Origin of the sequence: Citrobacter sp. 21OH12SH02A-Citro, from assembly GCF_027919895.1 — a bacterium.
In the GTDB taxonomy this organism is placed as follows: Bacteria; Pseudomonadota; Gammaproteobacteria; order Enterobacterales; family Enterobacteriaceae; genus Citrobacter; species Citrobacter braakii.
Genome location: NZ_CP114801.1, coordinates 3901119 through 3928047, shown reverse-complemented (window position 1 = coordinate 3928047; position 26929 = coordinate 3901119). Strand labels below are relative to the sequence as shown.

Here is a 26929-nt window from a genome sequence, read left to right as displayed (position 1 = left end):
ATGGTCTTATGCTGAGTATTCTCTGGAATCTGGCTGCATTCATCGTTGCACTTGGTGTGCTTATCACCGTGCATGAATTTGGTCATTTCTGGGTTGCACGGCGCTGCGGAGTCCGCGTCGAACGCTTTTCCATTGGCTTTGGAAAAGCGCTTTGGCGGCGTACCGATAAATCAGGTACGGAATACGTCATCGCCCTGATTCCCCTCGGCGGTTACGTCAAAATGCTGGATGAGCGCGCTGAACCGGTCGCACCGGAGCTGCGCCATTACGCTTTCAACAATAAAACGGTTGGACAACGCGCAGCCATCATCGCCGCAGGTCCGATTGCCAACTTCCTTTTTGCTATTTTCGCGTATTGGCTGGTGTTTATCATCGGTGTCCCTGGCGTTCGTCCGGTTGTTGGTGAAATAACACCCAACTCGATTGCCGCACAGGCGCAAATTCAGCCGGGTACGGAACTAAAAGCGGTTGATGGTATCGAAACCCCTGATTGGGATGCCGTGCGATTACAACTGGTATCAAAAATTGGCGATGAACATACGACTCTCAGCGTGGCGCAGTTTGGCAGCAACCAGCGGCAGGACAAAACGCTGGATTTACGCCATTGGGCATTTGAGCCAGACAAAGAGGATCCTGTTTCCAGTTTAGGGATTCGCCCGCGCGGTCCGCAGATTGAATCGGTGCTGTCAGAAGTGCAGGTAAACTCCGCTGCAAGTAAGGCGGGTTTGCAAGCTGGCGACAGGATCGTTAAAGTCAATGGTCAGCCGCTGACGCAATGGATGACGTTCGTGACGCTGGTGCGCGATAATCCGGATAAGCCGTTAGCGCTAGATATTGAAAGACAAGGAAGTTCCTTGTCTTTAACGTTAACCCCAGATTCAAAACAGGTTAACGGGAAGGCAGAGGGTTTTGTGGGCGTGGTGCCTAAAGTTATTCCTCTGCCTGATGAGTATAAGACTGTACGCCAGTATGGGCCATTCAGCGCCATCCTCGAAGCCTCGGATAAAACGTGGCAGTTGATGAAGCTGACGGTCAGTATGCTGGGAAAATTGATTACCGGTGATGTAAAACTGAACAACCTCAGTGGGCCGATTTCTATCGCCCAGGGGGCTGGGATGTCAGCGGAGTTCGGGGTTATTTATTACCTGATGTTCCTTGCGCTTATCAGCGTGAACTTAGGGATAATCAACCTGTTTCCGTTGCCCGTTCTTGACGGGGGGCATCTGCTGTTCCTGGCGATTGAAAAGCTGAAGGGCGGTCCGGTATCCGAGCGGGTTCAAGACTTTAGTTATCGCATTGGCTCTATCTTGCTGGTGTTGTTAATGGGGCTTGCACTTTTCAATGATTTCTCTCGGTTGTAAGAGAGTGTTAGGAAGAACGCATAATAACGATGGCGATGAAAAAGTTGCTCATAGCGTCGCTGCTGTTTAGCAGCGCCACCGTATACGGTGCTGAAGGGTTCGTAGTGAAGGACATTCATTTCGAAGGCCTACAGCGAGTCGCCGTTGGTGCGGCTCTCCTCAGTATGCCGGTGCGCACAGGCGACACGGTTAATGATGAAGACATCAGTAATACCATTCGTGCTCTGTTCGCCACCGGTAACTTTGAGGATGTCCGCGTCCTGCGCGATGGTGATACCCTTCTGGTTCAGGTAAAAGAACGCCCGACGATTGCCAGCATCACTTTCTCCGGTAACAAATCGGTGAAAGATGACATGCTCAAGCAAAACCTCGAGGCTTCTGGTGTGCGTGTTGGCGAGTCTCTGGATCGCACCACGCTAGCCGATATCGAAAAAGGGCTGGAAGATTTCTACTATAGCGTCGGTAAGTACAGCGCCAGTGTGAAAGCGGTGGTAACGCCGTTGCCGCGTAACCGCGTTGACCTCAAGCTGGTCTTCCAGGAAGGCGTTTCGGCGAAGATCCAACAGATCAATATCGTCGGCAACCATGCTTTCTCGACCGACGAACTGATCTCTCACTTCCAACTGCGTGATGAAGTGCCGTGGTGGAACGTGGTGGGCGATCGTAAATACCAGAAACAGAAACTGGCGGGCGATCTTGAAACCTTGCGCAGCTACTATCTGGATCGCGGTTATGCTCGCTTCAATATCGATTCCACCCAGGTTAGCCTGACGCCGGATAAAAAAGGTATCTACATTACCGTTAACATCACTGAAGGCGATCAATACAAGCTTTCAGGGGTACAGGTGAGCGGTAACCTGGCTGGGCACTCCGCCGAAATTGAGACCCTGACCAAAATCGAGCCAGGCGAACTCTATAACGGCACCAAAGTGACCAAAATGGAAGATGATATCAAGAAGCTTCTGGGTCGCTATGGCTATGCCTATCCGCGCGTACAGTCGCAACCTGAAATCAACGACGCCGACAAAACTGTTAAATTACGCGTAAACGTAGATGCAGGTAACCGTTTCTACGTGCGTAAGATTCGTTTTGAAGGTAACGACACCTCTAAAGATTCCGTTCTGCGTCGCGAAATGCGCCAGATGGAAGGTGCCTGGTTGGGTAGCGATCTGGTCGATCAGGGTAAAGAGCGTCTGAACCGTCTGGGTTACTTTGAAACTGTCGATACCGATACTCAGCGTGTACCGGGTAGCCCGGATCAGGTTGATGTGGTCTATAAGGTTAAAGAGCGTAACACCGGTAGCTTTAACTTCGGTGTTGGTTACGGTACTGAAAGCGGCGTGAGCTTCCAGGCTGGCGTTCAGCAAGATAACTGGTTAGGTACCGGTTATTCAGTCGGCATCAACGGCACCAAAAACGACTATCAGACCTATACTGAGTTGTCTGTCACCAACCCATATTTCACCGTTGATGGGGTGAGCCTTGGTGGTCGCGTTTTCTACAATGACTTTAAAGCGGATGATGCAGACCTGTCCGACTATACCAACAAAAGTTATGGTACTGACGCAACGCTCGGCTTCCCGATCAACGAATACAACACCTTGCGTGCGGGTGTGGGTTATGTGCATAACTCCTTGTCTAACATGGATCCACAGGTTGCAATGCAACGTTATCTGGTTTCAATGGGTAAGGATCCTGACGCTGATAGCTTTAAATCAGACGATTTCACCTTCAACTATGGGTGGACATATAACAAGCTGGACCGTGGGTACTTCCCAACGGAAGGTACGCGTGTCAACCTGAACGGTAAAGTAACCATTCCGGGTTCTGACAACGAATACTACAAAGCGACGTTGGATACCGCGACCTATGTGCCGATCGATGACGATCACAAATGGGTTGTTCTGGGTCGCACGAAGTGGGGCTATGGTGACGGCATTGGCAGCAAAGAGATGCCGTTCTACGAGAACTTCTATGCGGGTGGTTCCAGCACCGTGCGTGGTTTCCAGTCCAACACCATCGGTCCAAAGGCTGTCTATTTACCGGCTAATCGTTATAACAACGATAGCGATTACGATAACGAATGTGACGCCACCAATACTTCACCGTGTAAATCGGATGATGCGGTGGGCGGTAACGCCATGGCTGTCGCCAGCCTGGAATTTATTACCCCGACGCCGTTTATCAGCGACAAGTATGCCAACTCGGTCCGTACCTCGTTCTTCTGGGATATGGGTACCGTTTGGGATACGAACTGGGATTCAGCTAAGTACTCTGGTTATCCGGACTACAGCGATCCGAACAATATCCGTATGTCAGCGGGTATCGCTTTACAATGGATGTCCCCATTGGGGCCGTTGGTTTTCTCCTACGCCCAGCCGTTCAAGAAGTACGATGGAGACAAAGCGGAACAGTTCCAGTTTAACATTGGTAAAACCTGGTAATTGTTCTTCGCAAAGGAATGTAGTGGTAGTGTAGCGATGACTTTAGGCGATCTTGCATGGGATCGCCTGGCCACGCAAAGAACTGTACCTTCGGGTGCAAATGGGATGGTAAGGAGTTAATTGTGAAAAAGTGGTTATTAGCTGCAGGTCTCGGTTTAGCGATGGCAACGTCCGCACAGGCTGCTGACAAAATTGCAATCGTCAACATGGGTAGCTTGTTCCAACAGGTTGCACAGAAGACGGGCGTTTCTGCTACGCTGGAAAACGAGTTCAAAGGCCGTGCCAGCGAACTGCAGCGTATGGAATCTGATCTGCAATCTAAAATGCAGCGTCTGCAATCCATGAAAGCGGGTAGCGATCGTACCAAGCTGGAAAAAGACGTCATGGCTCAGCGTCAGACTTTCTCTCAGAAAGCTCAGGCTTTTGAGCAGGATCGTGCGCGTCGTTCCAACGAAGAACGTGGCAAACTGGTTACTCGTATCCAGACAGCTGTGAAATCTGTTGCTAACAGTCAGAGCATCGATCTGGTTGTTGACGCAAACACCGTTGCATACAACAGCAGCGATGTAAAAGACATCACCGCTGACGTACTGAAACAGGTTAAATAAGTAATGCCTTCAATTCGACTGGCTGATTTAGCAGAGCAGTTGGATGCAGAATTACACGGTGATGGCGATATCGTCATCACCGGCGTAGCGTCCATGCAATCTGCGCAAACTGGCAATATCACGTTCATGGTGAATCCTAAGTACCGTGAACACTTAGGCGTATGCCAGGCCTCTGCCGTTGTGATGACGCAGGACGATCTTCCTTTTGCTAAGAGTGCTGCGCTGGTAGTGAAGAATCCCTACCTGACCTATGCACGTATGGCGCAAATCTTAGATACCACGCCGCAGCCCGCACAAAACATTGCACCGAGTGCAGTGATCGATGCGACGGCGAAGCTGGGTAATAATGTTTCTGTGGGCGCAAATGCGGTCATTGAGTCTGGCGTAGAACTGGGCGATAACGTCGTTATCGGCGCAGGCTGCTTCGTCGGAAAAAATACTAAAATCGGCGCAGGTTCACGCTTGTGGGCGAATGTGACGATTTACCACGACATTCAGATCGGTGAGAATTGCCTGATCCAGTCCAACACTGTCGTCGGATCTGATGGATTTGGTTACGCGAACGATCGCGGTAACTGGGTGAAGATCCCGCAGCTTGGTCGCGTGATTATCGGCGATCGCGTCGAGATCGGCGCTTGTACCACCATTGACCGTGGTGCGCTGGACGATACTGTGATCGGTAATGGTGTTATCATTGATAACCAGTGCCAGATTGCGCATAACGTTGTGATTGGCGACAATACGGCGGTAGCCGGTGGCGTCATTATGGCGGGTAGCCTGAAGATTGGCCGTTACTGCATGATTGGCGGCGCCAGCGTGATCAATGGGCATATGGAAATATGCGATAAAGTCACGGTTACTGGCATGGGTATGGTGATGCGTCCTATCACCGAACCTGGCGTCTATTCCTCAGGCATTCCGCTACAGCCCAATAAGGTATGGCGTAAAACAGCTGCACTGGTGATGAATATTGATGATATGAGCAAGCGTCTCAAAGCGATTGAGCGCAAGGTTAATCAACAAGACTAAAGCACCGTTTTTGCATGTCTGACTTTTCGGCCTGTCCCATTCATACGATTGCGACAGGCCGTGTTATTATTGCCTTTTAGTATATTTTGACAGGAAGAGTATTTTGACTACTAACACTCATACTCTGCATATTGAAGAGATTTTAGAACTTCTGCCGCACCGTTTTCCGTTTCTGCTGGTTGACCGCGTGCTGGATTTTGAAGAAGGTCGCTTTCTGCGCGCAGTGAAAAATGTATCTGTTAACGAGCCTTTCTTCCAGGGCCACTTCCCGGGTAAACCTATTTTCCCTGGCGTACTGATTCTGGAAGCAATGGCGCAGGCCACTGGTATCCTCGCGTTTAAAAGCGTAGGGAAACTGGAACCAGGTGAACTGTACTATTTTGCGGGTATTGACGAAGCGCGCTTTAAGCGTCCTGTCGTGCCAGGCGATCAGATGATCATGGAAGTGACTTTCGAGAAAACGCGCCGCGGCCTGACCCGTTTTAAAGGGGTTGCGCTGGTCGACGGTAAAGTTGTGTGCGAAGCAACGATGATGTGTGCCCGTAGCCGGGAGGCCTGATACGTGATTGATAAATCCGCCTTTATTCACCCAACTGCCATTGTGGAAGAAGGCGCCAGCATTGGCGCTAACGCTCACATTGGCCCATTTTGTATTGTTGGACCCCATGTTGAAATTGGTGAGGGTACCGTACTGAAGTCTCACGTTGTCGTGAATGGCCATACAAAAATTGGTCGCGATAACGAGATCTATCAGTTTGCCTCCATCGGTGAAGTTAACCAGGATCTGAAATATGCTGGCGAACCGACCCGCGTGGAAATTGGCGATCGCAACCGCATCCGCGAAAGCGTCACCATTCATCGTGGCACAGTGCAGGGCGGTGGAGTGACGAAGGTGGGCAGCGATAACTTACTGATGATTAATGCGCACGTCGCGCATGATTGTACGGTAGGCAACCGCTGTATTCTGGCGAATAACGCCACGCTTGCCGGGCATGTATCGCTGGATGATTTTGTTATCATCGGCGGCATGACTGCGGTGCATCAGTTCTGCATCATCGGCGCGCATGTGATGGTTGGCGGCTGTTCTGGCGTTGCTCAGGACGTGCCTCCATACGTTATCGCCCAGGGCAACCACGCAACGCCATTTGGCGTCAATATCGAAGGTCTGAAGCGTCGTGGGTTCACCCGTGAAGCGATTACCGCGATTCGTAATGCCTATAAAGCGTTGTACCGTAGCGGTAAAACGCTGGAAGAAGTGAAACCGGAAATCGCGGAACTGGCGAAACAGTACCCTGAAGTTCAGGCTTTCAGCGACTTCTTTGAGCGCTCAACGCGTGGTCTGATTCGTTAATGACTGAGCAGCGTCCTTTAACGATTGCCCTCGTCGCCGGAGAAACCTCCGGCGATATTCTTGGTGCAGGGTTAATTCGTGCACTCAAGGCTCGCGTTCCCAATGCGCGTTTTGTTGGCGTGGCGGGTCCGCTGATGCAGGCCGAAGGCTGTGAAGCCTGGTACGAAATGGAAGAGCTGGCGGTAATGGGCATTGTTGAAGTGCTCGGACGCCTGCGCCGTTTACTGCATATTCGCGCCGATCTCACTCGCCGATTTACCGACTTAAAGCCGGATGTTTTCGTCGGTATTGATGCGCCTGATTTCAATATTACCCTCGAAGGGAATTTGAAAAAGCAGGGCATTAAAACCATTCATTACGTCAGCCCCTCTGTGTGGGCCTGGCGACAGAAACGCGTTTTCAAAATAGGCAGATCCACCAATATGGTGCTGGCCTTTCTGCCTTTCGAAAAAGCGTTTTATGACAAATTTAACGTCCCGTGCCGCTTTATCGGTCATACCATGGCAGATGCCATGCCGTTGGACCCGGATAAAAACGCGGCTCGCGATGCTCTGGGTATTCCCCATGACGCTCACTGCCTGGCACTATTGCCAGGAAGCCGTGGCGCAGAAGTGGAGATGCTCAGCGCCGATTTTCTGAAAACGGCGCAGTTGTTACGCCAGCATTATCCAGATCTCGAAGTGGTAGTGCCGTTGGTGAATGGCAAACGTCGCGAGCAGTTTGAGCGCATTAAAGCTGAAGTTGCGCCGGAGCTTTCCGTACATCTGCTTAATGGGATGGGACGTGAAGCGATGGTTGCCAGCGATGCCGCACTGCTGGCTTCAGGCACCGCTGCGCTGGAATGTATGCTGGCAAAATGCCCGATGGTGGTTGGCTATCGTATGAAACCTTTCACCTTCTGGCTGGCGAAGCGTCTGGTGAAGACCGATTACGTTTCGCTACCTAACCTGCTGGCGGGAAGAGAACTGGTTAAAGAGCTGTTGCAGGAAGAGTGCGAACCGCAGGCGCTGTCGCAAGCGCTGTTGCCGTTGCTGGCGAATGGCAAAACCAGCCATGCGATGCACGACACATTCCGTGAACTGCATCAGCAGATCCGTTGCAACGCTGATGAGCAGGCGGCGGATGCGGTCCTGGAGTTAGCGCAATGATTGAATTTATATATCCGCATACGCATTTAGTGGCGGGTGTAGATGAAGTTGGACGTGGTCCTTTAGTCGGCGCGGTCGTCACTGCCGCCGTCATTCTGGATCCGGCTCGCCCTATTATCGGTCTTAACGACTCAAAAAAACTGTCGGAAAAACGTCGCCTGGCGCTATTCGATGAGATTAAAGAAAAAGCGTTAAGCTGGAGCCTGGGGCGTGCTGAACCACATGAAATCGACGAGTTGAATATTTTACATGCCACTATGCTGGCCATGCAGCGTGCGGTTGCGGGTCTGCATATAGCGCCGGAATACGTACTGATCGACGGCAATCGTTGCCCGGCATTACCGGTGCCATCGCTGGCGGTGGTAAAAGGTGATAGCCGTGTGGCGGAGATTAGCGCGGCGTCGATACTGGCAAAAGTCACTCGTGATGCTGAAATGGCGGCCCTGGATACGGTGTTCCCGCAGTATGGCTTTGCACAGCACAAAGGCTATCCAACCGCTTTTCATCTGGAAAAGTTGGCAATGCATGGCGCAACAGAGCACCATCGCCGTAGTTTTGGCCCCGTCAAACGCGCACTGGGACTCACGTCCTGATTCTTGTGTCGAAGGAATCTGAAGATGTCTGAACCTCGTTTCGTCCACCTGCGGGTGCACAGCGACTACTCCATGATCGATGGGCTGGCGAAAACCGGGCCGCTGGTGAAAAAGGCGGCCGCGTTAGGCATGCCTGCGCTGGCGATCACCGATTTTACCAACCTGTGTGGTCTGGTGAAGTTTTACGGAGCGGGTCACGGTGCGGGTATCAAGCCGATAGTTGGCGCAGATTTTCATGTCCGTAGCGAACTGCTGGGCGATGAACTCACGCAGCTCACCGTGCTGGCCGCAAATAATACCGGCTATCAGAACCTGACGTTGTTGATATCGAAAGCCTATCAGCGTGGTTATGGCGCAGAAGGGCCGGTCATCGACCGGGATTGGCTGGCCGAGTTAAAAGAAGGTTTGATTTTGCTCTCCGGCGGCCGCATGGGCGACGTCGGGCGCAGCCTGCTGCGCGGTAATAGCGCACTGGTTGATGAGTGCGTAGCGTTTTACGAAGAACATTTTCCAAATTGCTACTTCCTCGAGCTTATCCGTACCGGTAGGCAAGATGAAGAAAATTATCTGCATGCAGCGGTAGAACTGGCGGAAAGGCGTGGTCTTCCGGTGGTGGCGACCAACGATGTTCGTTTCCTTGAAACCGGTGATTTTGACGCGCATGAAATCCGCGTGGCAATCCATGACGGGTTCACCCTTGACGACCCGAAACGCCCGCGTAATTATTCGCCGCAGCAGTACATGCGTAGCGAAGATGAGATGTGCGAGCTGTTTTCCGATATTCCGGAAGCGCTGCAAAACACCGTTGAGATAGCTAAGCGCTGTAACGTGACGGTACGTCTGGGTGAGTATTTCCTGCCACAGTTCCCGACCGGTGATATGACCACCGAGGATTTCCTCGTGGCGAAATCGCGCGAAGGTCTGGAAGAGCGTCTGGCGTTTTTGTTCCCTGACCCTGAAGTTCGCGCCCAGAAGCGCCCGCCTTATGACGAACGTCTGGAAGTTGAACTGAAAGTTATCAACCAGATGGGATTCCCTGGCTACTTCCTGATCGTGATGGAATTTATCCAGTGGTCGAAAGATAACGGCGTACCGGTAGGCCCTGGACGTGGTTCCGGTGCCGGCTCGCTTGTCGCCTATGCGCTGAAAATTACCGACCTGGATCCGCTGGAATTTGACCTGCTGTTCGAACGATTCCTGAACCCGGAACGTGTCTCAATGCCCGACTTCGACGTTGACTTCTGTATGGAGAAACGCGACCGGGTAATTGAACACGTGGCGGAAATGTACGGTCGTGATGCGGTTTCGCAGATTATTACCTTCGGTACGATGGCGGCCAAAGCGGTTATCCGCGACGTGGGGCGCGTGCTGGGACACCCGTACGGCTTCGTTGACCGTATTTCGAAACTGGTGCCACCCGATCCTGGCATGACGCTGGCAAAAGCCTTTGAAGCCGAACCCCAACTGCCGGAAATCTATGAGGCAGATGAAGAGGTTAAAGCGCTGATCGATATGGCGCGTAAGCTGGAAGGCGTCACGCGTAACGCCGGTAAACACGCCGGTGGTGTAGTTATCGCGCCGACCAAAATTACCGATTTTGCGCCGCTGTACTGCGATGAACAGGGGCTGCACCCGGTTACTCAGTTTGATAAGAACGACGTGGAATATGCCGGCCTTGTGAAGTTCGACTTCCTCGGCCTGCGTACGCTCACCATCATCAACTGGGCGCTGGAAATGATTAACGCGCGCCGTGAAAAGAACGGCGAGCCGCCGCTGGATATCGCCGCTATCCCGCTGGATGACAAGAAAAGCTTCGACATGCTGCAACGCTCGGAGACCACGGCGGTCTTCCAGCTAGAATCCCGCGGCATGAAAGATCTTATCAAACGTCTGCAGCCTGACTGCTTCGAAGATATGATCGCCCTGGTGGCCCTATTCCGTCCCGGTCCGCTACAGTCGGGGATGGTAGATAACTTTATCGACCGTAAGCATGGTCGCGAAGAGATTTCCTACCCGGACGTACAATGGCAGCATGAGTGTCTGAAACCGGTACTGGAGCCGACCTACGGCATTATCCTGTATCAGGAACAGGTTATGCAGATTGCCCAGGAGTTGTCCGGATATACCCTTGGCGGTGCGGACATGTTGCGTCGTGCGATGGGTAAGAAAAAGCCGGAAGAGATGGCTAAGCAGCGCGGCACCTTTGAAGAAGGGGCGAAAAAGCGCGGCGTCGACGGCGAACTGGCGATGAAAATCTTTGACCTGGTGGAGAAATTCGCCGGTTACGGATTTAACAAATCGCACTCCGCTGCCTATGCGCTGGTCTCTTACCAGACGCTATGGCTGAAGGCGCATTACCCCGCCGAGTTTATGGCGGCGGTAATGACCGCCGATATGGATAACACCGAGAAAGTGGTCGGGCTGGTGGATGAATGCTGGCGTATGGGGCTCAAAATCCTGCCGCCGGATATCAACTCCGGGCTTTATCATTTTCACGTGAATGATGATGGCGAAATTGTCTATGGCATCGGCGCGATAAAAGGCGTGGGTGAAGGGCCAATTGAAGCTATTATTGAGGCGCGCAACGAAGGCGGTTACTTCCGCGAGCTGTTTGATCTCTGTGCGCGCACGGACATCAAAAAACTCAACCGCCGGGTGCTGGAAAAGTTAATCATGTCCGGGGCGTTTGACCGCCTTGGTCCGCATCGTGCGGCGCTGATGAATTCGCTCAACGATGCGCTAAAAGCCGCCGATCAGCATGCGAAAGCCGAGGCAACGGGTCAGGCGGACATGTTTGGCGTGCTGGCTGAAGAGCCGGAACAAATTGAACAGTCTTATGCTAACTGTACACCGTGGCCGGAGCAGGTGGTATTAGAAGGGGAACGTGAAACGTTAGGGCTTTACCTGACGGGACACCCCATCAACCAGTATTTAAAAGAAATTGAGCGCTATGTTGGAGGCCACAGGCTGAAAGACATGCATCCGACAGAACGTGGTAAAGTCACCACGGCTGCGGGGCTCGTCATTGCTGCGCGGGTAATGGTCACCAAGCGCGGCAATCGTATCGGCATCTGTACCCTGGATGACCGTTCCGGGCGTCTGGAAGTTATGTTGTTTACCGACGCCCTGGATAAATACCAGCAATTGCTGGAAAAAGACCGCATACTTATCGTCAGCGGACAGGTCAGCTTTGATGACTTCAGCGGCGGGCTTAAAATGATGGCCCGTGAAGTCATGGATATTGACGAAGCCCGGGAAAAATATGCTCGCGGGCTTGCTATCTCGCTGACGGACAGGCAAATTGATGACCAGCTTTTAAACCGACTCCGTCAGTCTCTGGAACCCCACCGCTCGGGGACAATTCCAGTACATCTCTACTATCAGAGGGCGGATGCACGTGCGCGATTGCGTTTTGGCACAACGTGGCGTGTCTCTCCGAGCGATCGTTTGCTAAACGATCTCCGTGGCCTTATTGGTTCGGAGCAGGTGGAACTGGAGTTTGACTAATACAGGAATACTATGAGTCTGAATTTCCTTGATTTTGAACAGCCGATTGCAGAGCTGGAAGCAAAAATCGATTCTCTGACTGCGGTTAGCCGTCAGGATGAGAAACTGGATATTAACATCGATGAAGAAGTGCATCGTCTGCGTGAAAAAAGCGTAGAGCTGACGCGTAAAATCTTCGCCGATCTTGGCGCATGGCAGGTAGCCCAACTGGCGCGCCATCCACAGCGTCCGTACACCCTGGATTATGTCCGCCTGGCATTTGATGAATTTGATGAGCTGGCGGGCGATCGTGCCTATGCGGATGATAAAGCTATTGTCGGCGGCATCGCGCGTCTGGATGGCCGTCCGGTGATGATCATTGGTCATCAGAAAGGCCGTGAGACCAAAGAAAAAATTCGTCGTAATTTCGGCATGCCGGCACCGGAAGGCTATCGCAAAGCGCTGCGTCTGATGGAAATGGCCGAGCGTTTCAATATGCCGATCATTACTTTCATCGACACCCCAGGGGCTTATCCGGGCGTGGGCGCGGAAGAACGTGGTCAGTCTGAAGCGATTGCGCGCAACCTGCGTGAAATGTCGCGTCTGAGCGTACCGGTAATCTGCACCGTTATTGGTGAAGGTGGTTCCGGTGGCGCGCTGGCGATCGGCGTGGGCGATAAAGTGAATATGCTGCAATACAGCACCTATTCCGTTATCTCCCCGGAAGGTTGTGCCTCCATTCTGTGGAAAAGTGCCGACAAAGCGCCGCTGGCCGCAGAAGCGATGGGGATTATCGCGCCGCGTCTGAAAGAGCTGAAGCTTATCGACTCTATCATTCCGGAACCGCTGGGCGGCGCGCACCGCAACCCGGAAGTGATGGCTGCGTCCCTGAAAGCACAGCTGCTGGCCGATCTCGCCGATCTCGACGTGTTAAGCAAAGATGATTTGAAAAACCGTCGTTACCAGCGTCTGATGAGCTACGGTTACGCGTAAACTGCATTAATTCTGAAAAGGGCCACAACGCTGTGGCCCTTTTTTTTACCTGTGGTTTCACCAGGCTATGATTAACTAAGGTTTTTCCAGGAGGAACGCATGAATATCATTGCCATCATGGGACCGCATGGCGTCTTTTATAAAGATGAGCCCATCAAGGAACTTGAGCGTGCGCTGCAACAGCAGGGGTTTCAGATTATCTGGCCGCAGAATAGCGTCGACCTGCTTAAGTTTATCGAACATAACCCACGAATTTGCGGTGTCATTTTTGACTGGGATGAATACAGCCTGGATCTGTGCAGTGACATCAACCAGCTCAACGAGTATCTCCCGCTCTACGCCTTTATTAATACTCATTCGACGATGGATGTCAGCGCGCACGACCTGCGCATGGCACTGTGGTTTTTTGAGTATGCGCTGGGCCAGTCTGAAGATATTGCAACCCGCATCCGTCAGTACACCAGCGAATACCTCGATAACATCACGCCTCCTTTCACCAAGGCGCTGTTTACCTATGTGAAGGAAGGAAAGTACACCTTCTGCACGCCCGGACATATGGCGGGAACGGCGTATCAGAAAAGCCCGGTAGGCTGCCTGTTCTATGATTTCTTTGGCGGCAATACTCTGAAGGCCGACGTGTCTATTTCCGTGACTGAACTGGGTTCGCTGCTGGATCATACCGGCCCTCATCTGGAAGCGGAGGAGTATATCGCGCGCACCTTTGGCGCCGAGCAGAGCTATATGGTGACCAACGGCACCTCGACGTCGAACAAGATTGTCGGCATGTATGCCGCGCCTTCAGGCAGTACGCTACTGATTGATCGCAACTGTCATAAGTCGCTGGCGCATTTGCTAATGATGAGCGATGTGGTGCCAATCTGGCTGAAGCCTACGCGCAATGCGCTGGGGATCCTCGGCGGTATACCTCGTCGGGAATTCACCCGCGCAAGCATTGAACGCAAGGTAGAAGAGACCCCTCAGGCGCTATGGCCGGTACACGCGGTGATCACCAATTCCACCTATGACGGCCTGTTGTATAACACCAACTGGATCAAGCAAACCCTGGATGTGCCCTCCATTCATTTTGATTCTGCCTGGGTGCCGTATACCCATTTTCACCCGATCTATCAGGGGAAAAGCGGGATGAGCGGCGAACGGGTGCCGGGGAAAGTGATTTTTGAAACCCAGTCAACCCACAAGATGTTGGCGGCACTATCACAGGCTTCTCTGATCCACATTAAGGGCGACTACGACGAAGAGACGTTCAACGAAGCCTTTATGATGCACACTTCCACTTCCCCGAGCTACCCGATTGTCGCGTCGATAGAAACGGCGGCGGCAATGCTGCGTGGCAATTCAGGCAAGCGGTTAATCAATCGTTCGGTGGAGCGGGCGCTGCATTTCCGTAAAGAAGTTCAGCGGCTACGCGAAGAGTCGGATGGCTGGTTCTTTGATATCTGGCAGCCGGAAAGAGTCGATGAAGCGGAGTGCTGGCCGGTAGCGCCTGATGAAGACTGGCATGGATTTGTTGATGCCGACGCCGACCATATGTTCCTCGACCCGGTGAAGGTCACCATTCTTACGCCGGGAATGGATGAACAGGGAAATATGAGTGAAGAGGGGATCCCTGCGGCGCTGGTGGCGAAATTCCTTGATGAGCGCGGCGTCGTTGTCGAGAAAACGGGACCGTATAATCTGTTGTTCCTGTTCAGTATTGGCATTGATAAAACCCGGGCGATGGGGCTACTGCGCGGCCTGACGGAATTTAAACGCTCGTACGATCTGAATTTACGCGTGAAAAATATGCTGCCGGATCTGTATGCCGAGGATCCCGATTTCTATCGTAATATGCGTATTCAGGATCTGGCGCAGGGGATCCATAAGCTGATCCGCCAGCACGATCTCTCCGGGCTGATGCTGCGGGCATTTGATACCTTACCGGAAATGAAAATGACCCCGCACCAGGCCTGGCAGCGGCAGATCAAAGGTGAGGTCGAAACGGTGGCGCTCGATCAACTGGTGGGGCGCATTTCTGCCAATATGATTCTGCCTTATCCTCCCGGTGTGCCGCTCTTGATGCCCGGGGAAATGATCACGGCCAAAAGTCGGGCTGTACTCGATTTTCTGCTGATGTTGTGTTCAGTGGGCCATCACTATCCTGGATTTGAAACCGATATCCATGGCGCTAAACTGGGTGAAGATGGCGTGTATCGCGTGCGAGTCCTAAAAATGGCATGACGACTTGCGTGAACCCATTACGCACGAGTAACGTGCTGGCAGAAAAACGAAAGAGGCGATGACGCTATGCTGGGATTAAAACAGGTTCACCATATTGCCATTATTGCGACGGACTACGCGGCGAGTAAGGCATTTTACTGTGATGTGCTGGGCTTTACGCTAATCAGCGAAGCCTACCGGGAAGAACGTGACTCGTGGAAGGGGGATCTGGCATTGAACGGTCAGTATGTGATTGAGCTTTTTTCTTTTCCATTTCCGCCTTGCCGTCCGAGCCGACCGGAAGCCTGCGGTTTACGCCATCTGGCGTTCAGTGTAGATGACGTGGAAAAAGCGATCGCGTATCTGGAAGCTCACCACGTGAAGTGCGAATCCGTGCGTATCGATCCGTTTACCGGCAAACGCTTTACGTTTTTTAACGATCCGGACGGATTACCGCTCGAACTGTACGAGCTGTAAGTCTTATCATTGTGGCATTAGTCCGGCAATGTGCAGGGCAATGCCATTGTAAGTAACCATCATGACGACACTCACGCTGAACACTTCACTGCTAAATTCTCAATCGATTCTGGTCGCCTTTAGCGGCGGGCTGGACTCCACCGTGCTGCTACATCAGCTGGTACTGTGGCGAGCGCAAAATCCTGAGGTTGCCTTGCGTGCAATCCATATTCATCACGGATTAAGCCCGCAGGCAGACAGTTGGGTGCAACACTGTGAGTCGGTATGCGCACAGTGGCAGGTGCCGCTGGTGGTTGAACGGGTCCATCTTGAGGATGATGGTCTGGGCATCGAAGCTCAGGCGCGACGCGCGCGCTATCAGGCATTTGCGCAGACCTTACTACCGGGTGAAGTGCTGATGACCGCCCAGCATCTCGACGATCAGTGTGAAACCTTTCTACTGGCGCTTAAACGCGGCAGTGGTCCTGCCGGGCTCTCCGCCATGGGCGAAAGCTCACCATTTGCCGGAACCCAACTGATTCGACCGCTGCTGGCGCAAACGCGAGAGGCGCTTGAAGCATGGGCGCGACAGCATGAATTATGCTGGATCGAAGATGAAAGTAATCAGGATGATGCCTACGATCGCAATTTTCTCAGATTGCGCGTTACCCCTTTGCTCCAACAACGATGGCCGCACTTCGCGCAAGCCGCAGCCCGCAGCGCCGCGCTGTGCGCCGAGCAGGAGAGTTTACTGGATGAACTGCTGGCCAATGATTTAGCCGGCTGCGTGACTGCCCAAGGCACACTGTTACTGGCACCGTTAATGATGATGAGTGGCGTGCGGCGTGCCGCTCTGCTGCGTCGCTGGTTGGCGGGGGTAAATGCGCCGATGCCTTCCCGGGACGGGCTGGAACGTATCTGGCAGGAAGTGGCGTTGGCGCGAGAAGATGCTTCCCCCTGTTTTCGTCTGGGAGAATATGAGGTCCGTCGCTATCAGTCACAGCTATGGTGGGTTAAATCGGTCGACGGGCAAAGCGAAACAGTCATCCCGTGGTCATGTCGGGAAACGCCGTTGACGCTGCCTGCCGGGTTAGGCTCGGTGCAGCTAATCTCTGCTGGCGAATTGCGCATGCCGCAAGCAGGTGAAGCGATCAGTATTCGTTTTAAAGCGCCAGGCGTATTGCATATTGTCGGGCGTAACGGTGGACGTAAATTAAAGAAAATCTGGCAGGAGCAGGGGATCCCGCCCTGGCGACGAGATACCACGCCGTTGTTGTTTTACGGTGAAACGTTGATAGCGGCTGCGGGTGTTTTTGTGACGCGTGAGGGTGCGGCGGTAGATGAAGAAGGTATGAGTCTGATTTGGCATGCCTGATGGCGGTGCGATTATCAGGCCTGGTCATTTAGGCCTGATAAGGCGCAAGAAAAGCTAAGATTCGCTGACGACCACGGTACCGATTTGCGGGTGGCTGAAGCTGGCAATTTTATCGAGACGAAGCTCCCGGATTTCACCTGCGACATCTGCGACCAGATACTCCACGTTTTTGCGTGAAACCAGGTCATTCGCTTTCGCCTGCAAAACTTCGCCATCTTTTAGCGCCAGCGTCAGTAACAAATGGTTCTGGCAGGCGAGTTCAAGATTGTCGTAATCATCACAATTGATGGGTTGATACGTTTCATTCATTGACATAATCGCTCACCAGTAAGTTGGCGGCAGCATAGGCCGCTTTTTCCCTGACCGACTCTGGAAGGGCACTGTCTGCCGCCACTTCATTAAGCACCTTCAATACGCAACCCAGCGCATCCGGGATATACCCTAAGTCTCCGCTGGCGATTTCCGCGTACCGCTTGCGTATTAACTCACAATATTTTTCCACATGCCCTCCTGTCAGCACTCTGACTTAACCGTGGATGCAAGTCTAAGCCTACGAAGATAAACTCTGTTTAGCAAGGTGACTATACCATACTCATTCAAGCAATATCAGCGCCTTGATTGAGGAGCTGTTAGCAGCCTTTTGCCGCAGTTTTCGCTACAATGAGCGCCTGATTCGAAAGGAGTTCTCTCATGGCGCTTAAAGCGACAATTTATAAAGCCGTCGTCAACGTAGCGGATCTCGACCGCAACCAGTTCCTTGACGCGGCCTTGACGCTGGCGCGTCATCCCTCTGAAACCCAGGAGCGCATGATGCTGCGCCTGCTGGCCTGGATTAAATATGCCGATGAACGGCTGCAGTTCACGCGTGGCCTGAGTGCTGAAGACGAGCCTGAAGCATGGCTGCGTAACGACCATCTGGGCATCGATCTCTGGATTGAACTGGGTCTGCCGGATGAGCGTCGTATTAAAAAAGCCTGTACCCAGTCTGGTGAGGTTGCCCTGTTTACTTACAACAGCCGTGCGGCCCAGATCTGGTGGCAGCAAAACCAGAACAAGTGTGCGCAGTTTAAAAATCTCACCGTGTGGTATCTGGATGATGAACAGCTGGCGCAACTGAGTGATTTTGCTGGTCGTACAATGGCGCTGCAGGCAACTATCCAGGATGGCGCTATCTGGCTGTCTGATTCTCAGAACAATCTGGAAATTCATCTGACCGCGTGGCAGGCGCGTTGATGATTGTTATCTCCCGAAACGTCTCTATCCCTGACAGTGAGCTGGAAATCACGGCGATTCGGGCACAGGGCGCGGGCGGTCAGCACGTTAACAAGACCTCCACGGCTATCCATTTGCGCTTTGACATTCGGGCCTCAGGCCTGCCAGAGTATTACAAGGAACGTCTGCTGGCCGCCAGCCATCATCTGATTAGCAGCGATGGCGTTATTATCATAAAGGCGCAGGAATACCGTAGCCAGGAGCTAAATCGGGAAGCGGCAATCTCCCGACTGGTGGCGGTGATAAAAGAATTAACCGCGGTGCAAAAAAGCCGACAGGCAACACGTCCTACGCGCGCCTCGAAAGAGCGCAGGTTGTCATCGAAGGCGCAAAAATCCACAGTGAAAGCACTGCGTGGGAGAGTTCGTCGAACGCAAGACTGACGAGCGGGAATAAAAAATTATAAGGAATTCATAGTGAAAACAGCAATATTGTCCGTGGTCGCTGCATGCACGCTTTTTTCCTTGATCGGCTGTAACAACCGTACTGAAGTCGATGTACTACAGCCGACGCGGGCGGCAGAATTAAAACCGATGCAGCAAAGCTGGCGTGGCATTTTGCCTTGCGCGGACTGCGAAGGAATTGAAACCTCTCTGTTCCTGGAAAAAGACGGCACATGGGTGATGAACGAACGCTATCAGGGCGTGCGGGATGAACCGTCCTCCTTTGCCTCTTATGGTACATGGGCGCGCACTGCCGATAAGCTGGTGCTGACTGACAGCAAAGGTGAAAAGTCGTACTACCGGGCAAAAGGTGAAGCGCTGGAGATGCTCGATCGTGAAGGTAACCCGATTGAGTCACAGTTCAACTACACGCTTGAGCCAGTTTCTGCAAGCTTACCGGTGACGCCAATGCCGATGCGGGGCATGTACTTCTATATGGCTGACGCGGCAACCTTCACTGATTGTGCGACGGGTAAAAGAGTCTCTGTCGCGAACAATGCACAACTGGAGCGAGATTATCTGACTGCGCGTGGTGCAACGGATAAGGCAGTTCTGCTTACTGTGGAAGGGCACTTCACGATGGAAGAAAATCCTGATACGGGCACACCAGTGAAAACCTTAAGAGCGGATAAAGAAATTAAGTTTATCCCTGGCCAGAGTTGCGATGATTAATCTGCAGCTTATAAAAACTGTCCGGGCGATCGCCGGACAGTTTTTCCTTATCGGATCAATCCAACAAAACGGCTGGTTTTGATATAAATCCCTAACTTCAGGTGGCCGATATACTGTAGCTGCGTTTCAGACTTAAACGCGGAAATGTCACCTTCGCGCATATGCATCAGGTCGGAAGGGCTAATCCAACCCGGCTGCGCCATTGTTAGCGGATGCCCGGCTGTGGCAAACGCATCGGTTACAAATTCGGAGCAAAACCACGCCTTCTTTTCTCCTTCACTGGTATTGTTCAACTGTGCTTTTGCCAGCCCGCTGACGCATTGCTGGCGAAAATCCTCTGAGAAAGGATTCAATGAACATATTTGCCGGGTCACCATAAACGGAATAAATTCGACGATGCCGCGGTAGTTATAGCCGCTATCTTTGATTTTATAAGCGAATGTTTTGATTTCTTCGGCCTGCTGCGGTGTGAGGTTGGGGACCCGCAGAGCAAAAAGCTTATCGCTGTGATTTTCAGCCTTTTTGAGCGAAATGATTTGTACTCCCGCCCCGATCGCTTCGGCAACTTCATTATCGCCAAGGTAAACGGCGACATGGCTGACAGAAGAGGTGCTGAACGCGCGAATACCAAATGAGGTCACCCCAAGACTAGAGGAAAACAGCAGGTCGCCCGGCCTGAGGTCGGTATCCGTAATTTCATGCAGCGCTTGATCGGTAAATGAACTTTGATGCTGGAGTTTTATCTCCCATTTCTTTGCCTGGGCATCAACAGCCGTTGCTGATGAATTTTGCTGACTGACGTCAATCGTGCAGGCTGAAAGCAGAAGACCGAAGGGGAGGAGCAGGCAGTAATACGCCGTTGGTTTAGCCATTTTATACAATCCATGTAAAAAAGGCCCTGATCCTCAGGGCCTTGTGCTGGTATTAGCCTTTAATAGCTTTGACCAGGTAGTCGACGATGTCGCCGGTTTTAATCAGCTCTTTCTCGCCGTTACGACGGTATTTGTATTCGATATCGTCGTTGTCGAGGTTACGGTCGCCCAGCACGATGGTATGCGGAATACCGATGAGCTCCATATCAGCAAACATCACGCCTGGACGCTCTTTACGATCGTCCATCAGCACTTCAATACCCTGCGCGCGCAGCTCCGCGTACAGCTTTTCAGCCAGCTCCTGCACACGGTAGGATTTGTGCATGTTCATCGGCAGAATAGCAACCTGGAACGGGGCAATGGCGTCTGGCCATACAATGCCGCGATCGTCGTAGTTCTGTTCAATCGCAGCAGCCACAACGCGAGTGACCCCGATACCGTAGCAGCCCATGGTCAGCGTCTGGTTACGACCATCTTCTCCCTGAACGGCGGCTTTCATCGCTTCAGAGTACTTGGTACCCAACTGGAAGATATGGCCCACTTCGATACCGCGTTTGATCATCAGCGTACCTTTGCCATCCGGGCTTGGGTCGCCGGCGACCACGTTACGAATGTCAGCCACTTCCGGGGTGGCAACGTCGCGATCCCAGTTGATACCGAAATAGTGTTTACCGTCGATGTTGGCACCGGCAGCAAAATCGCTCATTACCGCAACGGTACGGTCGATAACCACCGGAATCGGCATGTTCACCGGACCCAGAGATCCAGGACCTGCTTTAACCAGCGCACGAATTTCTTCTTCGGTGGCGAAGGTCAGCGGGCTGGCAACCTGCGGCAGTTTTTCCGCCTTGACTTCGTTCAGCTCGTGATCGCCACGAACCAGCAGCGCAACCAGCGGGTAGCTGCTGCCTTCAACCGCTTTCACCAGCAGGGTTTTCACGGTTTTCTCGATAGGCAGGTTGAATTGTTCAACCAGCTCGGCGATGGTTTTAGCGTTCGGCGTATCAACCAGCGTCATTTCCTGCGTTGCAGCGGCGCGCGGTTCTTTCGGTGCAACAGCTTCGGCAAACTCGATGTTTGCCGCATAGTCGGAAGAGTCAGAGAAGATCACATCGTCTTCACCGCTCTGCGCCAGCACCTGGAATTCGTGAGAGGCGCTGCCGCCGATAGAACCGGTATCCGCTTGTACCGCACGGAAATCCAGCCCCATACGGCTGAAGATTTTGCTGTACGCAGCGTACATCGCGTCGTAGGTTTCCTGCAGAGATTCCTGAGAGGTGTGGAAAGAGTAGGCATCTTTCATCAGGAATTCGCGGGAACGCATCACGCCGAAGCGCGGACGCACTTCGTCACGGAATTTGGTCTGGATCTGATAGAAGTTCAGCGGCAGCTGTTTGTAAGAGCTCAGCTCATTACGGATCAGGTCGGTGATCACTTCTTCATGCGTTGGGCCGAGTACGAACGAACGATCGCCACGGTCAGCAATACGCAGCAGTTCCGGGCCGTATTGTTCCCAACGGCCGCTCTCTTCCCACAGTTCAGAAGGCTGAACGACCGGCATCAACACCTCGATCGCACCGGCGTTGTTCATCTCTTCACGCACGATGTTTTCGACTTTTTTCAGGACGCGCACGCCGGTCGGCAGCCAGGTATATAACCCAGAGGCCAGCTTGCGGATCATCCCGGCGCGCAGCATCAGCTGGTGGCTGATGACCTCGGCGTCGGCAGGTGTCTCCTTCAGAGTGGAGAGCAGATATTGGCTAGTACGCATGTTGTTACGGTTCCAGTTGAACGATCGAACAGGCTCAAAATGAGCCTGGCACAAAACAAAAGTGGTTTAGTTTACCAGCGAGAAGGGGATGTCAAAAGAGTACGCGATGCAAATTAGCGGGCTTCCAGAGCAAAGACCTCAAATCCTGACGGCGTCACGCGCCAGCGGACGTTAAAGTCCAGCAACCAGACGGCATAGGTTTTGCCTTCTTCCTCGTTTTTACGGTAGGCAGGACGCGGATCCTGCGCCAGCACTTCGGCAATAAACTGACGAAGATGCGGGTAACGCTGTTCGAGCTTTGGTAGTTGCTCAGCAAGCTCTTCACTGAACGTCACGTCTACACTGGCCTGCGGCGCGTCCTGAGCATAGCTGGCGCGAGCATCAGGCAGCGATTCGGCAAACGGCAGATATGGTTTTATATCCACTACCGGCGTGCCATCAACAAGATCCAGCCCGCCGAGCTCAAGGATTACGTGCTCTTTATGGCAACGGATGCCCCGCAGCTCAACCAACGACATGCCAACAGGGTTCGGACGAAACGTTGAACGCGTGGCAAAAACGCCCATTCTGGCATTGCCGCCAAGACGGGGAGGGCGCACGGTTGGACGCCATCCACCTTCCATTGTCTGGTGAAAAACAAAAATCACCCACAAATGGCTGAAGGCTTCCAGGCCGCGAACGGCATCGGCCTGGTTATAAGGTGCGAGCAAATGCAGTTCACCGTTGGCACTTTTCACCAGACCCGGCTGGCGTGGAACGGCGAACTTTTCTTTATAAGGTGAGCGGATAACGCCTATTTGCTCGAACTGAAAATGGCTCATTTCGCCGAAATGTTCAGTGCAGAACCGATGCAAACCGCCTGGCGATAGCAACCCGGCGTTCCGCTGGTTACTTCGCAACTGTGCAGCAATACCGCATTTGCTTTCATTTTAGATGCGTTAATCTGCATGCGTTTGCGTGCGGTTGGAATGCTCGGTGGAGAATCCTGGTTGGATGCCTGGCAGGATTCGCCGCTGACTTCGCCGAGATCGCGGAACGGTTTGCCAACTAAATCTTCAGCGTTAGTAATGATTCTTACCGGCGCCGCGCGCGGTGCTTTGGGTTTTTCCGGCTCCGCTTTAGGCGGGGTAGCGGTGCTTTGAACGGGTTCAACAGGGGATCTGCTTAACATAGAACAGCCGCTCAGCATGAGTGCTACTAAACAGATCGGTAAAGCACGCATAATATTTCCTCAATGAATGATCTAAACGTCAGATATTGAATCAGGTGCTTGCATAAATGACAAGACGGGCAAGCGCCCGTCCTGATGATATTACAGATTCTGGAAACAGCCTAAAATTACCAGCCCTTAACAGCACCGCCGTTGAAGACTTTGTTTGCTGCTTCGTACACTTCGTCAGACTGGTATGCCTGAACGAATTTCTTCACATTCTCAGCATCTTTATTGTCTTCACGAGTCACGATCAGGTTTACGTACGGAGAATCTTTATCTTCAACAAAGATACCGTCTTTAGCCGGGGTCAGGCCGATCTGGCTGGCGTAGGTCGTGTTGATGACCGCCAGTGCGATTTGCGCATCGTCCAGGGAACGCGGCAGCTGCGGCGCTTCCAGTTCAACCAGCTTCAGGTTTTTCGGGTTTTCAATCACGTCCAGCGCGGTCGGCAGCAGACCAACACCGTCTTTCAGTTTGATTAAGCCCACTTTTTGCAGCAGCAGCAGGGAGCGGCCAAGGTTAGTCGGATCGTTTGGAATCGCGACCTGAGAACCTTCTTGCAACTCATCCAGTGATTTGATTTTTTTAGAGTAGCCCGCAATCGGGTAAACAAAAGTATTACCTGCAGCAACCAGTTTGTAGCCGCGATCTTTGATCTGTTGATCCAGGTACGGTTTGTGCTGGAAGGCGTTAGCATCAATATCGCCTTTGCTCAGTGCTTCGTTAGGCAGGACGTAATCGTTAAACGTGACCAGCTCAACGTCCAGACCGTATTTTTCTTTAGCCACTTTCTGCGCGACTTCTGCGACCTGCTGCTCTGCGCCAACAATAACGCCCACTTTGATGTGGTTAGGATCTTTTTCATCCTGACCGCAACCCACAAGTGCCAGAGAACCGATCAGGGCTCCAACTGCCGCAAAGGTTTTGAATTTGAACGCCATGCTTATTTCCTTTTCTTAATGAGTTTTTAGTGTTGTGTGCAACGTTATTTGTGCGTGACAGCCCGGACGATGCGATCGCCGGATAACTGAATTAAATAAACCAGAATGACGAGCAATACCAGCACTGTATTCATGACGGTAGCGTTGTAGCCAATATAACCGTACTGATAACCAATCTGGCCAAGGCCACCGGCACCGACGGCACCGCCCATCGCGGAATACCCCACCAGCGTGATAAGGGTGATGGTGGCCGCATTGACCAGTCCAGGCAGTGCTTCTGGAAGTAATACCTTACGTACAATTTGCAGCGGCGTGGCGCCCATTGCACGGGAGGCTTCAATCAGCCCGGTCGGGATTTCGAGCAGCGCGTTTTCCACCATACGGGCGATAAACGGCGCGGCGCCGACGGTCAGCGGGACGATAGCGGCCTGCAGCCCAATAGAGGTGCCAACGATCATGCGGGTGAACGGAATCATCCACACCAGCAAGATAATGAACGGGATGGAACGGAAAATATTCACCAGTGCAGAGAGCGTGCGGTAGAGCTTCGCGTTCTCAATGATTTGCCCCGGCCGCGTTACGTACAGCAACACGCCAACCGGCAGGCCAATCACAAAACCAAAAAAACCGGACACAAAGGTCATTGCCAGCGTTTCCCATACGCCGCGAACCAGTAGCCACATCATCGGCTCAGACATAACCCAGTACCTCTACTTTTACATGGTGTTCCTGCAACCAGTTAATGGCTGCTTGCGTATCTTCCTGTGTGCCGTGCATTTCAGTCAGCATGATGCCGAACTTCACGCCGCCGGCGTAATCCATCTGCGCGCTAATAATGTTGTTATTCACGTTAAAGCGACGGGCCGTCTCAGAAAGTAATGGCGCATCAACCGAATGACCGGTGAATTCCATGCGCAGCATTGGCACGCTGTCGGCTTCTGGCTTTGCTTTTAAACGTTCCAGATAATCTTCCGGGATATCCAGGTGTAGCGTGGACTGGATAAATTTCTGTGCCAGCGGCGTTTTCGGGTGGGAGAACACTTCGCTGACGGTGTCCTGCTCAATCAGCTCACCATTACTGATGACCGCTACGCAGTCACAAATGCGTTTTACAACGTCCATCTCATGGGTGATCAGCAGAATGGTGAGTCCCAAACGACGGTTAATGTCTTTCAATAATTCCAGAATCGAGCGGGTTGTTGCCGGATCAAGTGCGCTGGTGGCTTCATCACACAGCAACACTTTTGGATTGCTGGCCAGCGCACGCGCAATCGCCACTCGCTGTTTTTGTCCACCGGAAAGGTTGGCCGGGTAGCTGTCGTGCTTGTCGCCAAGGCCGACTAAATCCAGCAGTTCTGTTACACGGCGTTTGATCTCTTCCTTTGGCGTGTTATCCAGTTCCAGCGGCAGCGCGACGTTGCCAAACACGGTACGGGAAGAGAGCAGGTTAAAGTGTTGGAAAATCATGCCGATTTGACGGCGAGCTTTAGTCAGCTCGGATTCAGAAAGCGTCGTCAGCTCCTGACCGCCAACCTGAACACTGCCCTCAGTTGGGCGTTCAAGTAAGTTAACGCAGCGAATGAGCGTACTTTTACCGGCACCGGAGGCGCCAATGACGCCATAAATCTGCCCGGCAGGAACGTGCAGGCTGACTTTATTTAGCGCCTGAATGGTGCGAGTCCCCTGCTGGAACACTTTGGTGATATTCGAAAGTTTAATCATTGGTTATTTATTATCGTAATTAAGTTAGCCGTGGCATTTTCGTCTGTCTGGGACGGTCGAAGCCGTCAACAAGATGGATGTTAAGGCATCCAGACGTCTAAATCAATCTAGCTTTGCACGATGAGCACTTTCTTGCCCGCCGAAACATGCGATACTAGAGCCACATGCCTTATTCAGGAGCTATAAAAGGTGGCAAAATCTGTACCCGCAATTTTTCTCGACCGCGACGGCACCATTAATGTGGACCACGGTTACGTACATGAGATTGACGAGTTCGAGTTTATCGACGGCGTTATTGATGCCATGCGTGAACTTAAAAATATGGGTTACGCGCTCATTATCGTGACAAACCAGTCTGGTATCGCTCGTGGCAAATTTACTGAGGCACAGTTTGAAACGTTGACCGAATGGATGGACTGGTCGCTGGCCGATCGCGACGTTGATTTGGATGGTATCTACTATTGTCCGCATCATCCGCAGGGCACAGTAGAAGAGTATCGTCAGGTCTGCGACTGTCGTAAACCGCATCCTGGAATGTTGATCTCCGCCCGAGACTTCCTGCATATCGACATGGCCGCTTCCTATATGGTAGGCGACAAGATAGAAGATATGCAGGCAGCGGCAGCGGCGAATGTTGGAACGAAGGTTCTGGTGCGCACGGGTAAACCTGTTACGCCGGAAGCAGAAAATTCGGCAGATTTGGTCATAAACAGTCTGGCAGACCTGCCAATGGCGATAAAAAAGCAGCAAAAGTAAGCGCAATGGATAAAAGGTGAGCGGTTGAAACAAAAATGCATTTTTCCGCTTGTCTTCCTGAGTCGACTCCCTATAATGCGCCTCCATCGACACGGCGGATGTGAATCACTTCACACAAACAGCCGGTTCGGTTGAAGAGAAAAACCTGAAAATGAGGGTTGACTCTGAAAGAGGAAAGCGTAATATACGCCACCTCGCGACAGAGC

General features: G+C 52.4%; 26 protein-coding genes. 17 read left to right on the top strand and 9 right to left on the bottom strand.

The genetic code is table 11. The features are described 5' to 3' along the window. Positions 1–8 precede the first annotated feature (8 nt). The 13 genes from rseP to tilS all read left to right on the top strand — a co-directional run bounded on the left by rseP (position 9) and on the right by tilS (position 17061). Positions 9–1361 (top strand): sigma E protease regulator RseP, encoded by a 1353-nt coding sequence (rseP, locus tag O6D90_RS19050; protein WP_088583116.1) that lies wholly within the window; start codon positions 9–11, stop codon positions 1359–1361. A gap of 29 nt (positions 1362–1390) precedes the next feature. Further along, the gene (gene bamA / locus O6D90_RS19045) at positions 1391–3805 is read left to right on the top strand and encodes an outer membrane protein assembly factor BamA (RefSeq protein WP_016151764.1); all 2415 of its coding nucleotides are present in this window, start codon (positions 1391–1393) and stop codon (positions 3803–3805) included. 122 nt (positions 3806–3927) lie between these two features. Continuing rightward, entirely contained in the window at positions 3928–4413 is a 486-nt protein-coding gene (gene skp, locus O6D90_RS19040) for a molecular chaperone Skp (protein ID WP_016151765.1), read from the top strand. 3 nt (positions 4414–4416) lie between these two features. Next, positions 4417–5442, top strand: coding sequence for a UDP-3-O-(3-hydroxymyristoyl)glucosamine N-acyltransferase (lpxD, locus tag O6D90_RS19035; protein WP_016155728.1), 1026 nt, complete (start codon positions 4417–4419; stop codon positions 5440–5442). 103 nt (positions 5443–5545) lie between these two features. After that, the gene (fabZ, locus tag O6D90_RS19030) at positions 5546–6001 is read left to right on the top strand and encodes a 3-hydroxyacyl-ACP dehydratase FabZ (RefSeq protein WP_003018528.1); all 456 of its coding nucleotides are present in this window, start codon (positions 5546–5548) and stop codon (positions 5999–6001) included. Between the two features lie 3 nt (positions 6002–6004). Further along, complete coding sequence (gene lpxA, locus O6D90_RS19025; RefSeq protein WP_003018525.1) at positions 6005–6793, top strand: acyl-ACP--UDP-N-acetylglucosamine O-acyltransferase; 789 nt, start codon at positions 6005–6007, stop codon at positions 6791–6793. Continuing rightward, positions 6793–7941 carry a lipid-A-disaccharide synthase gene (gene lpxB, locus O6D90_RS19020; RefSeq protein WP_016155729.1) on the top strand — a complete coding sequence of 383 codons (1149 nt, stop codon included), beginning with the start codon at positions 6793–6795 and terminating at the stop codon, positions 7939–7941. The genes lpxA and lpxB overlap by 1 nt, the downstream gene beginning before the upstream one ends. Continuing rightward, positions 7938–8534 (top strand): ribonuclease HII, encoded by a 597-nt coding sequence (gene rnhB, locus O6D90_RS19015; protein ID WP_016155730.1) that lies wholly within the window; start codon positions 7938–7940, stop codon positions 8532–8534. Before lpxB ends, rnhB begins: the two co-directional genes overlap by 4 nt. A 24-nt stretch (positions 8535–8558) precedes the next feature. After that, positions 8559–12041, top strand: coding sequence for a DNA polymerase III subunit alpha (gene dnaE / locus O6D90_RS19010; protein ID WP_016155731.1), 3483 nt, complete (start codon positions 8559–8561; stop codon positions 12039–12041). A gap of 12 nt (positions 12042–12053) precedes the next feature. Then, positions 12054–13013 (top strand): acetyl-CoA carboxylase carboxyl transferase subunit alpha, encoded by a 960-nt coding sequence (accA, locus tag O6D90_RS19005; RefSeq protein WP_003018513.1) that lies wholly within the window; start codon positions 12054–12056, stop codon positions 13011–13013. A 99-nt stretch (positions 13014–13112) separates the two neighbouring features. Further along, positions 13113–15251, top strand: coding sequence for a lysine decarboxylase LdcC (gene ldcC / locus O6D90_RS19000; protein ID WP_016155732.1), 2139 nt, complete (start codon positions 13113–13115; stop codon positions 15249–15251). Between the two features lie 66 nt (positions 15252–15317). Continuing rightward, the gene (locus O6D90_RS18995; RefSeq protein ID WP_016155733.1) at positions 15318–15707 is read left to right on the top strand and encodes a VOC family protein; all 390 of its coding nucleotides are present in this window, start codon (positions 15318–15320) and stop codon (positions 15705–15707) included. Positions 15708–15768: 61 nt separating this feature from the next. Further along, positions 15769–17061 carry a tRNA lysidine(34) synthetase TilS gene (gene tilS / locus O6D90_RS18990; protein WP_016155734.1) on the top strand — a complete coding sequence of 431 codons (1293 nt, stop codon included), beginning with the start codon at positions 15769–15771 and terminating at the stop codon, positions 17059–17061. A 54-nt stretch (positions 17062–17115) separates the two neighbouring features. Here the strand turns inward: tilS and rof are convergent, their stop codons facing one another. Next, positions 17116–17376 carry a Rho-binding antiterminator gene (gene rof, locus O6D90_RS18985; RefSeq protein ID WP_016151773.1) on the bottom strand — a complete coding sequence of 87 codons (261 nt, stop codon included), beginning with the start codon at positions 17374–17376 and terminating at the stop codon, positions 17116–17118. After that, positions 17363–17563 (bottom strand): YaeP family protein, encoded by a 201-nt coding sequence (locus O6D90_RS18980; protein ID WP_003018499.1) that lies wholly within the window; start codon positions 17561–17563, stop codon positions 17363–17365. The genes rof and O6D90_RS18980 overlap by 14 nt, the downstream gene beginning before the upstream one ends. Positions 17564–17751: 188 nt before the next feature. On the opposite strand from O6D90_RS18980, the gene O6D90_RS18975 reads away from it, so the two are divergent. Genes O6D90_RS18975 through nlpE form a run of 3 tightly spaced genes read left to right on the top strand, consistent with a single transcriptional unit; the run spans position 17752 to position 19448 of the window. Further along, the gene (locus tag O6D90_RS18975) at positions 17752–18294 is read left to right on the top strand and encodes a YaeQ family protein (protein ID WP_016155735.1); all 543 of its coding nucleotides are present in this window, start codon (positions 17752–17754) and stop codon (positions 18292–18294) included. After that, positions 18294–18716 (top strand): alternative ribosome rescue aminoacyl-tRNA hydrolase ArfB, encoded by a 423-nt coding sequence (gene arfB / locus O6D90_RS18970; RefSeq protein ID WP_016151775.1) that lies wholly within the window; start codon positions 18294–18296, stop codon positions 18714–18716. The genes O6D90_RS18975 and arfB overlap by 1 nt, the downstream gene beginning before the upstream one ends. Before the next feature lie 30 nt (positions 18717–18746). Further along, complete coding sequence (nlpE, locus tag O6D90_RS18965; RefSeq protein ID WP_087121852.1) at positions 18747–19448, top strand: envelope stress response activation lipoprotein NlpE; 702 nt, start codon at positions 18747–18749, stop codon at positions 19446–19448. A gap of 47 nt (positions 19449–19495) precedes the next feature. On the opposite strand, the gene O6D90_RS18960 is transcribed toward nlpE, so the two are convergent. From O6D90_RS18960 to metN, 7 genes are all read right to left on the bottom strand, one after another. Beyond that, a complete protein-coding gene (locus O6D90_RS18960; RefSeq protein ID WP_271143185.1) occupies positions 19496–20320 on the bottom strand; it encodes a YaeF family permuted papain-like enzyme in 825 nt (274 codons plus the stop codon). Positions 20321–20372: 52 nt separating this feature from the next. After that, positions 20373–22091, bottom strand: coding sequence for a proline--tRNA ligase (gene proS, locus O6D90_RS18955; protein ID WP_016151778.1), 1719 nt, complete (start codon positions 22089–22091; stop codon positions 20373–20375). 113 nt (positions 22092–22204) lie between these two features. Continuing rightward, on the bottom strand, positions 22205–22912 hold the full coding sequence (gene tsaA, locus O6D90_RS18950) for a tRNA (N6-threonylcarbamoyladenosine(37)-N6)-methyltransferase TrmO (protein ID WP_016155737.1): 708 nt from the start codon (positions 22910–22912) through the stop codon (positions 22205–22207). Continuing rightward, a complete protein-coding gene (gene rcsF, locus O6D90_RS18945) occupies positions 22909–23313 on the bottom strand; it encodes an Rcs stress response system protein RcsF (protein WP_016151780.1) in 405 nt (134 codons plus the stop codon). Before rcsF ends, tsaA begins: the two co-directional genes overlap by 4 nt. A 116-nt stretch (positions 23314–23429) precedes the next feature. Then, complete coding sequence (gene metQ, locus O6D90_RS18940) at positions 23430–24245, bottom strand: methionine ABC transporter substrate-binding lipoprotein MetQ (protein WP_006686809.1); 816 nt, start codon at positions 24243–24245, stop codon at positions 23430–23432. A gap of 44 nt (positions 24246–24289) precedes the next feature. After that, complete coding sequence (locus O6D90_RS18935; protein WP_016151781.1) at positions 24290–24943, bottom strand: methionine ABC transporter permease MetI; 654 nt, start codon at positions 24941–24943, stop codon at positions 24290–24292. After that, on the bottom strand, positions 24936–25967 hold the full coding sequence (metN, locus tag O6D90_RS18930) for a methionine ABC transporter ATP-binding protein MetN (RefSeq protein ID WP_016151782.1): 1032 nt from the start codon (positions 25965–25967) through the stop codon (positions 24936–24938). Before metN ends, O6D90_RS18935 begins: the two co-directional genes overlap by 8 nt. Before the next feature lie 189 nt (positions 25968–26156). On the opposite strand from metN, the gene gmhB reads away from it, so the two are divergent. Further along, the gene (gene gmhB / locus O6D90_RS18925) at positions 26157–26723 is read left to right on the top strand and encodes a D-glycero-beta-D-manno-heptose 1,7-bisphosphate 7-phosphatase (protein ID WP_016155738.1); all 567 of its coding nucleotides are present in this window, start codon (positions 26157–26159) and stop codon (positions 26721–26723) included. Positions 26724–26929: the final 206 nt, after the last annotated feature.

Excerpts from the sequence above, each read along its gene's own strand:
- accA (WP_003018513.1), top strand. The coding sequence starts at position 12,054 with ATGAGTCTGAATTTCCTTGATTTTGAACAGCCGATTGCAGAGCTGGAA.
- proS (WP_016151778.1), bottom strand. The coding sequence starts at position 22,091 with ATGCGTACTAGCCAATATCTGCTCTCCACTCTGAAGGAGACACCTGCC.
- O6D90_RS18935 (WP_016151781.1), bottom strand. The coding sequence starts at position 24,943 with ATGTCTGAGCCGATGATGTGGCTACTGGTTCGCGGCGTATGGGAAACG.
- rnhB (WP_016155730.1), top strand. The coding sequence starts at position 7,938 with ATGATTGAATTTATATATCCGCATACGCATTTAGTGGCGGGTGTAGAT.
- dnaE (WP_016155731.1), top strand. The coding sequence starts at position 8,559 with ATGTCTGAACCTCGTTTCGTCCACCTGCGGGTGCACAGCGACTACTCC.
- lpxB (WP_016155729.1), top strand. The coding sequence starts at position 6,793 with ATGACTGAGCAGCGTCCTTTAACGATTGCCCTCGTCGCCGGAGAAACC.
- rseP (WP_088583116.1), top strand. The coding sequence starts at position 9 with ATGCTGAGTATTCTCTGGAATCTGGCTGCATTCATCGTTGCACTTGGT.
- metQ (WP_006686809.1), bottom strand. The coding sequence starts at position 24,245 with ATGGCGTTCAAATTCAAAACCTTTGCGGCAGTTGGAGCCCTGATCGGT.
- rof (WP_016151773.1), bottom strand. The coding sequence starts at position 17,376 with ATGTCAATGAATGAAACGTATCAACCCATCAATTGTGATGATTACGAC.
- ldcC (WP_016155732.1), top strand. The coding sequence starts at position 13,113 with ATGAATATCATTGCCATCATGGGACCGCATGGCGTCTTTTATAAAGAT.
- O6D90_RS18975 (WP_016155735.1), top strand. The coding sequence starts at position 17,752 with ATGGCGCTTAAAGCGACAATTTATAAAGCCGTCGTCAACGTAGCGGAT.
- tilS (WP_016155734.1), top strand. The coding sequence starts at position 15,769 with ATGACGACACTCACGCTGAACACTTCACTGCTAAATTCTCAATCGATT.
- O6D90_RS18960 (WP_271143185.1), bottom strand. The coding sequence starts at position 20,320 with ATGGCTAAACCAACGGCGTATTACTGCCTGCTCCTCCCCTTCGGTCTT.
- bamA (WP_016151764.1), top strand. The coding sequence starts at position 1,391 with ATGGCGATGAAAAAGTTGCTCATAGCGTCGCTGCTGTTTAGCAGCGCC.
- tsaA (WP_016155737.1), bottom strand. The coding sequence starts at position 22,912 with ATGAGCCATTTTCAGTTCGAGCAAATAGGCGTTATCCGCTCACCTTAT.
- O6D90_RS18995 (WP_016155733.1), top strand. The coding sequence starts at position 15,318 with ATGCTGGGATTAAAACAGGTTCACCATATTGCCATTATTGCGACGGAC.
- rcsF (WP_016151780.1), bottom strand. The coding sequence starts at position 23,313 with ATGCGTGCTTTACCGATCTGTTTAGTAGCACTCATGCTGAGCGGCTGT.
- arfB (WP_016151775.1), top strand. The coding sequence starts at position 18,294 with ATGATTGTTATCTCCCGAAACGTCTCTATCCCTGACAGTGAGCTGGAA.
- lpxD (WP_016155728.1), top strand. The coding sequence starts at position 4,417 with ATGCCTTCAATTCGACTGGCTGATTTAGCAGAGCAGTTGGATGCAGAA.
- metN (WP_016151782.1), bottom strand. The coding sequence starts at position 25,967 with ATGATTAAACTTTCGAATATCACCAAAGTGTTCCAGCAGGGGACTCGC.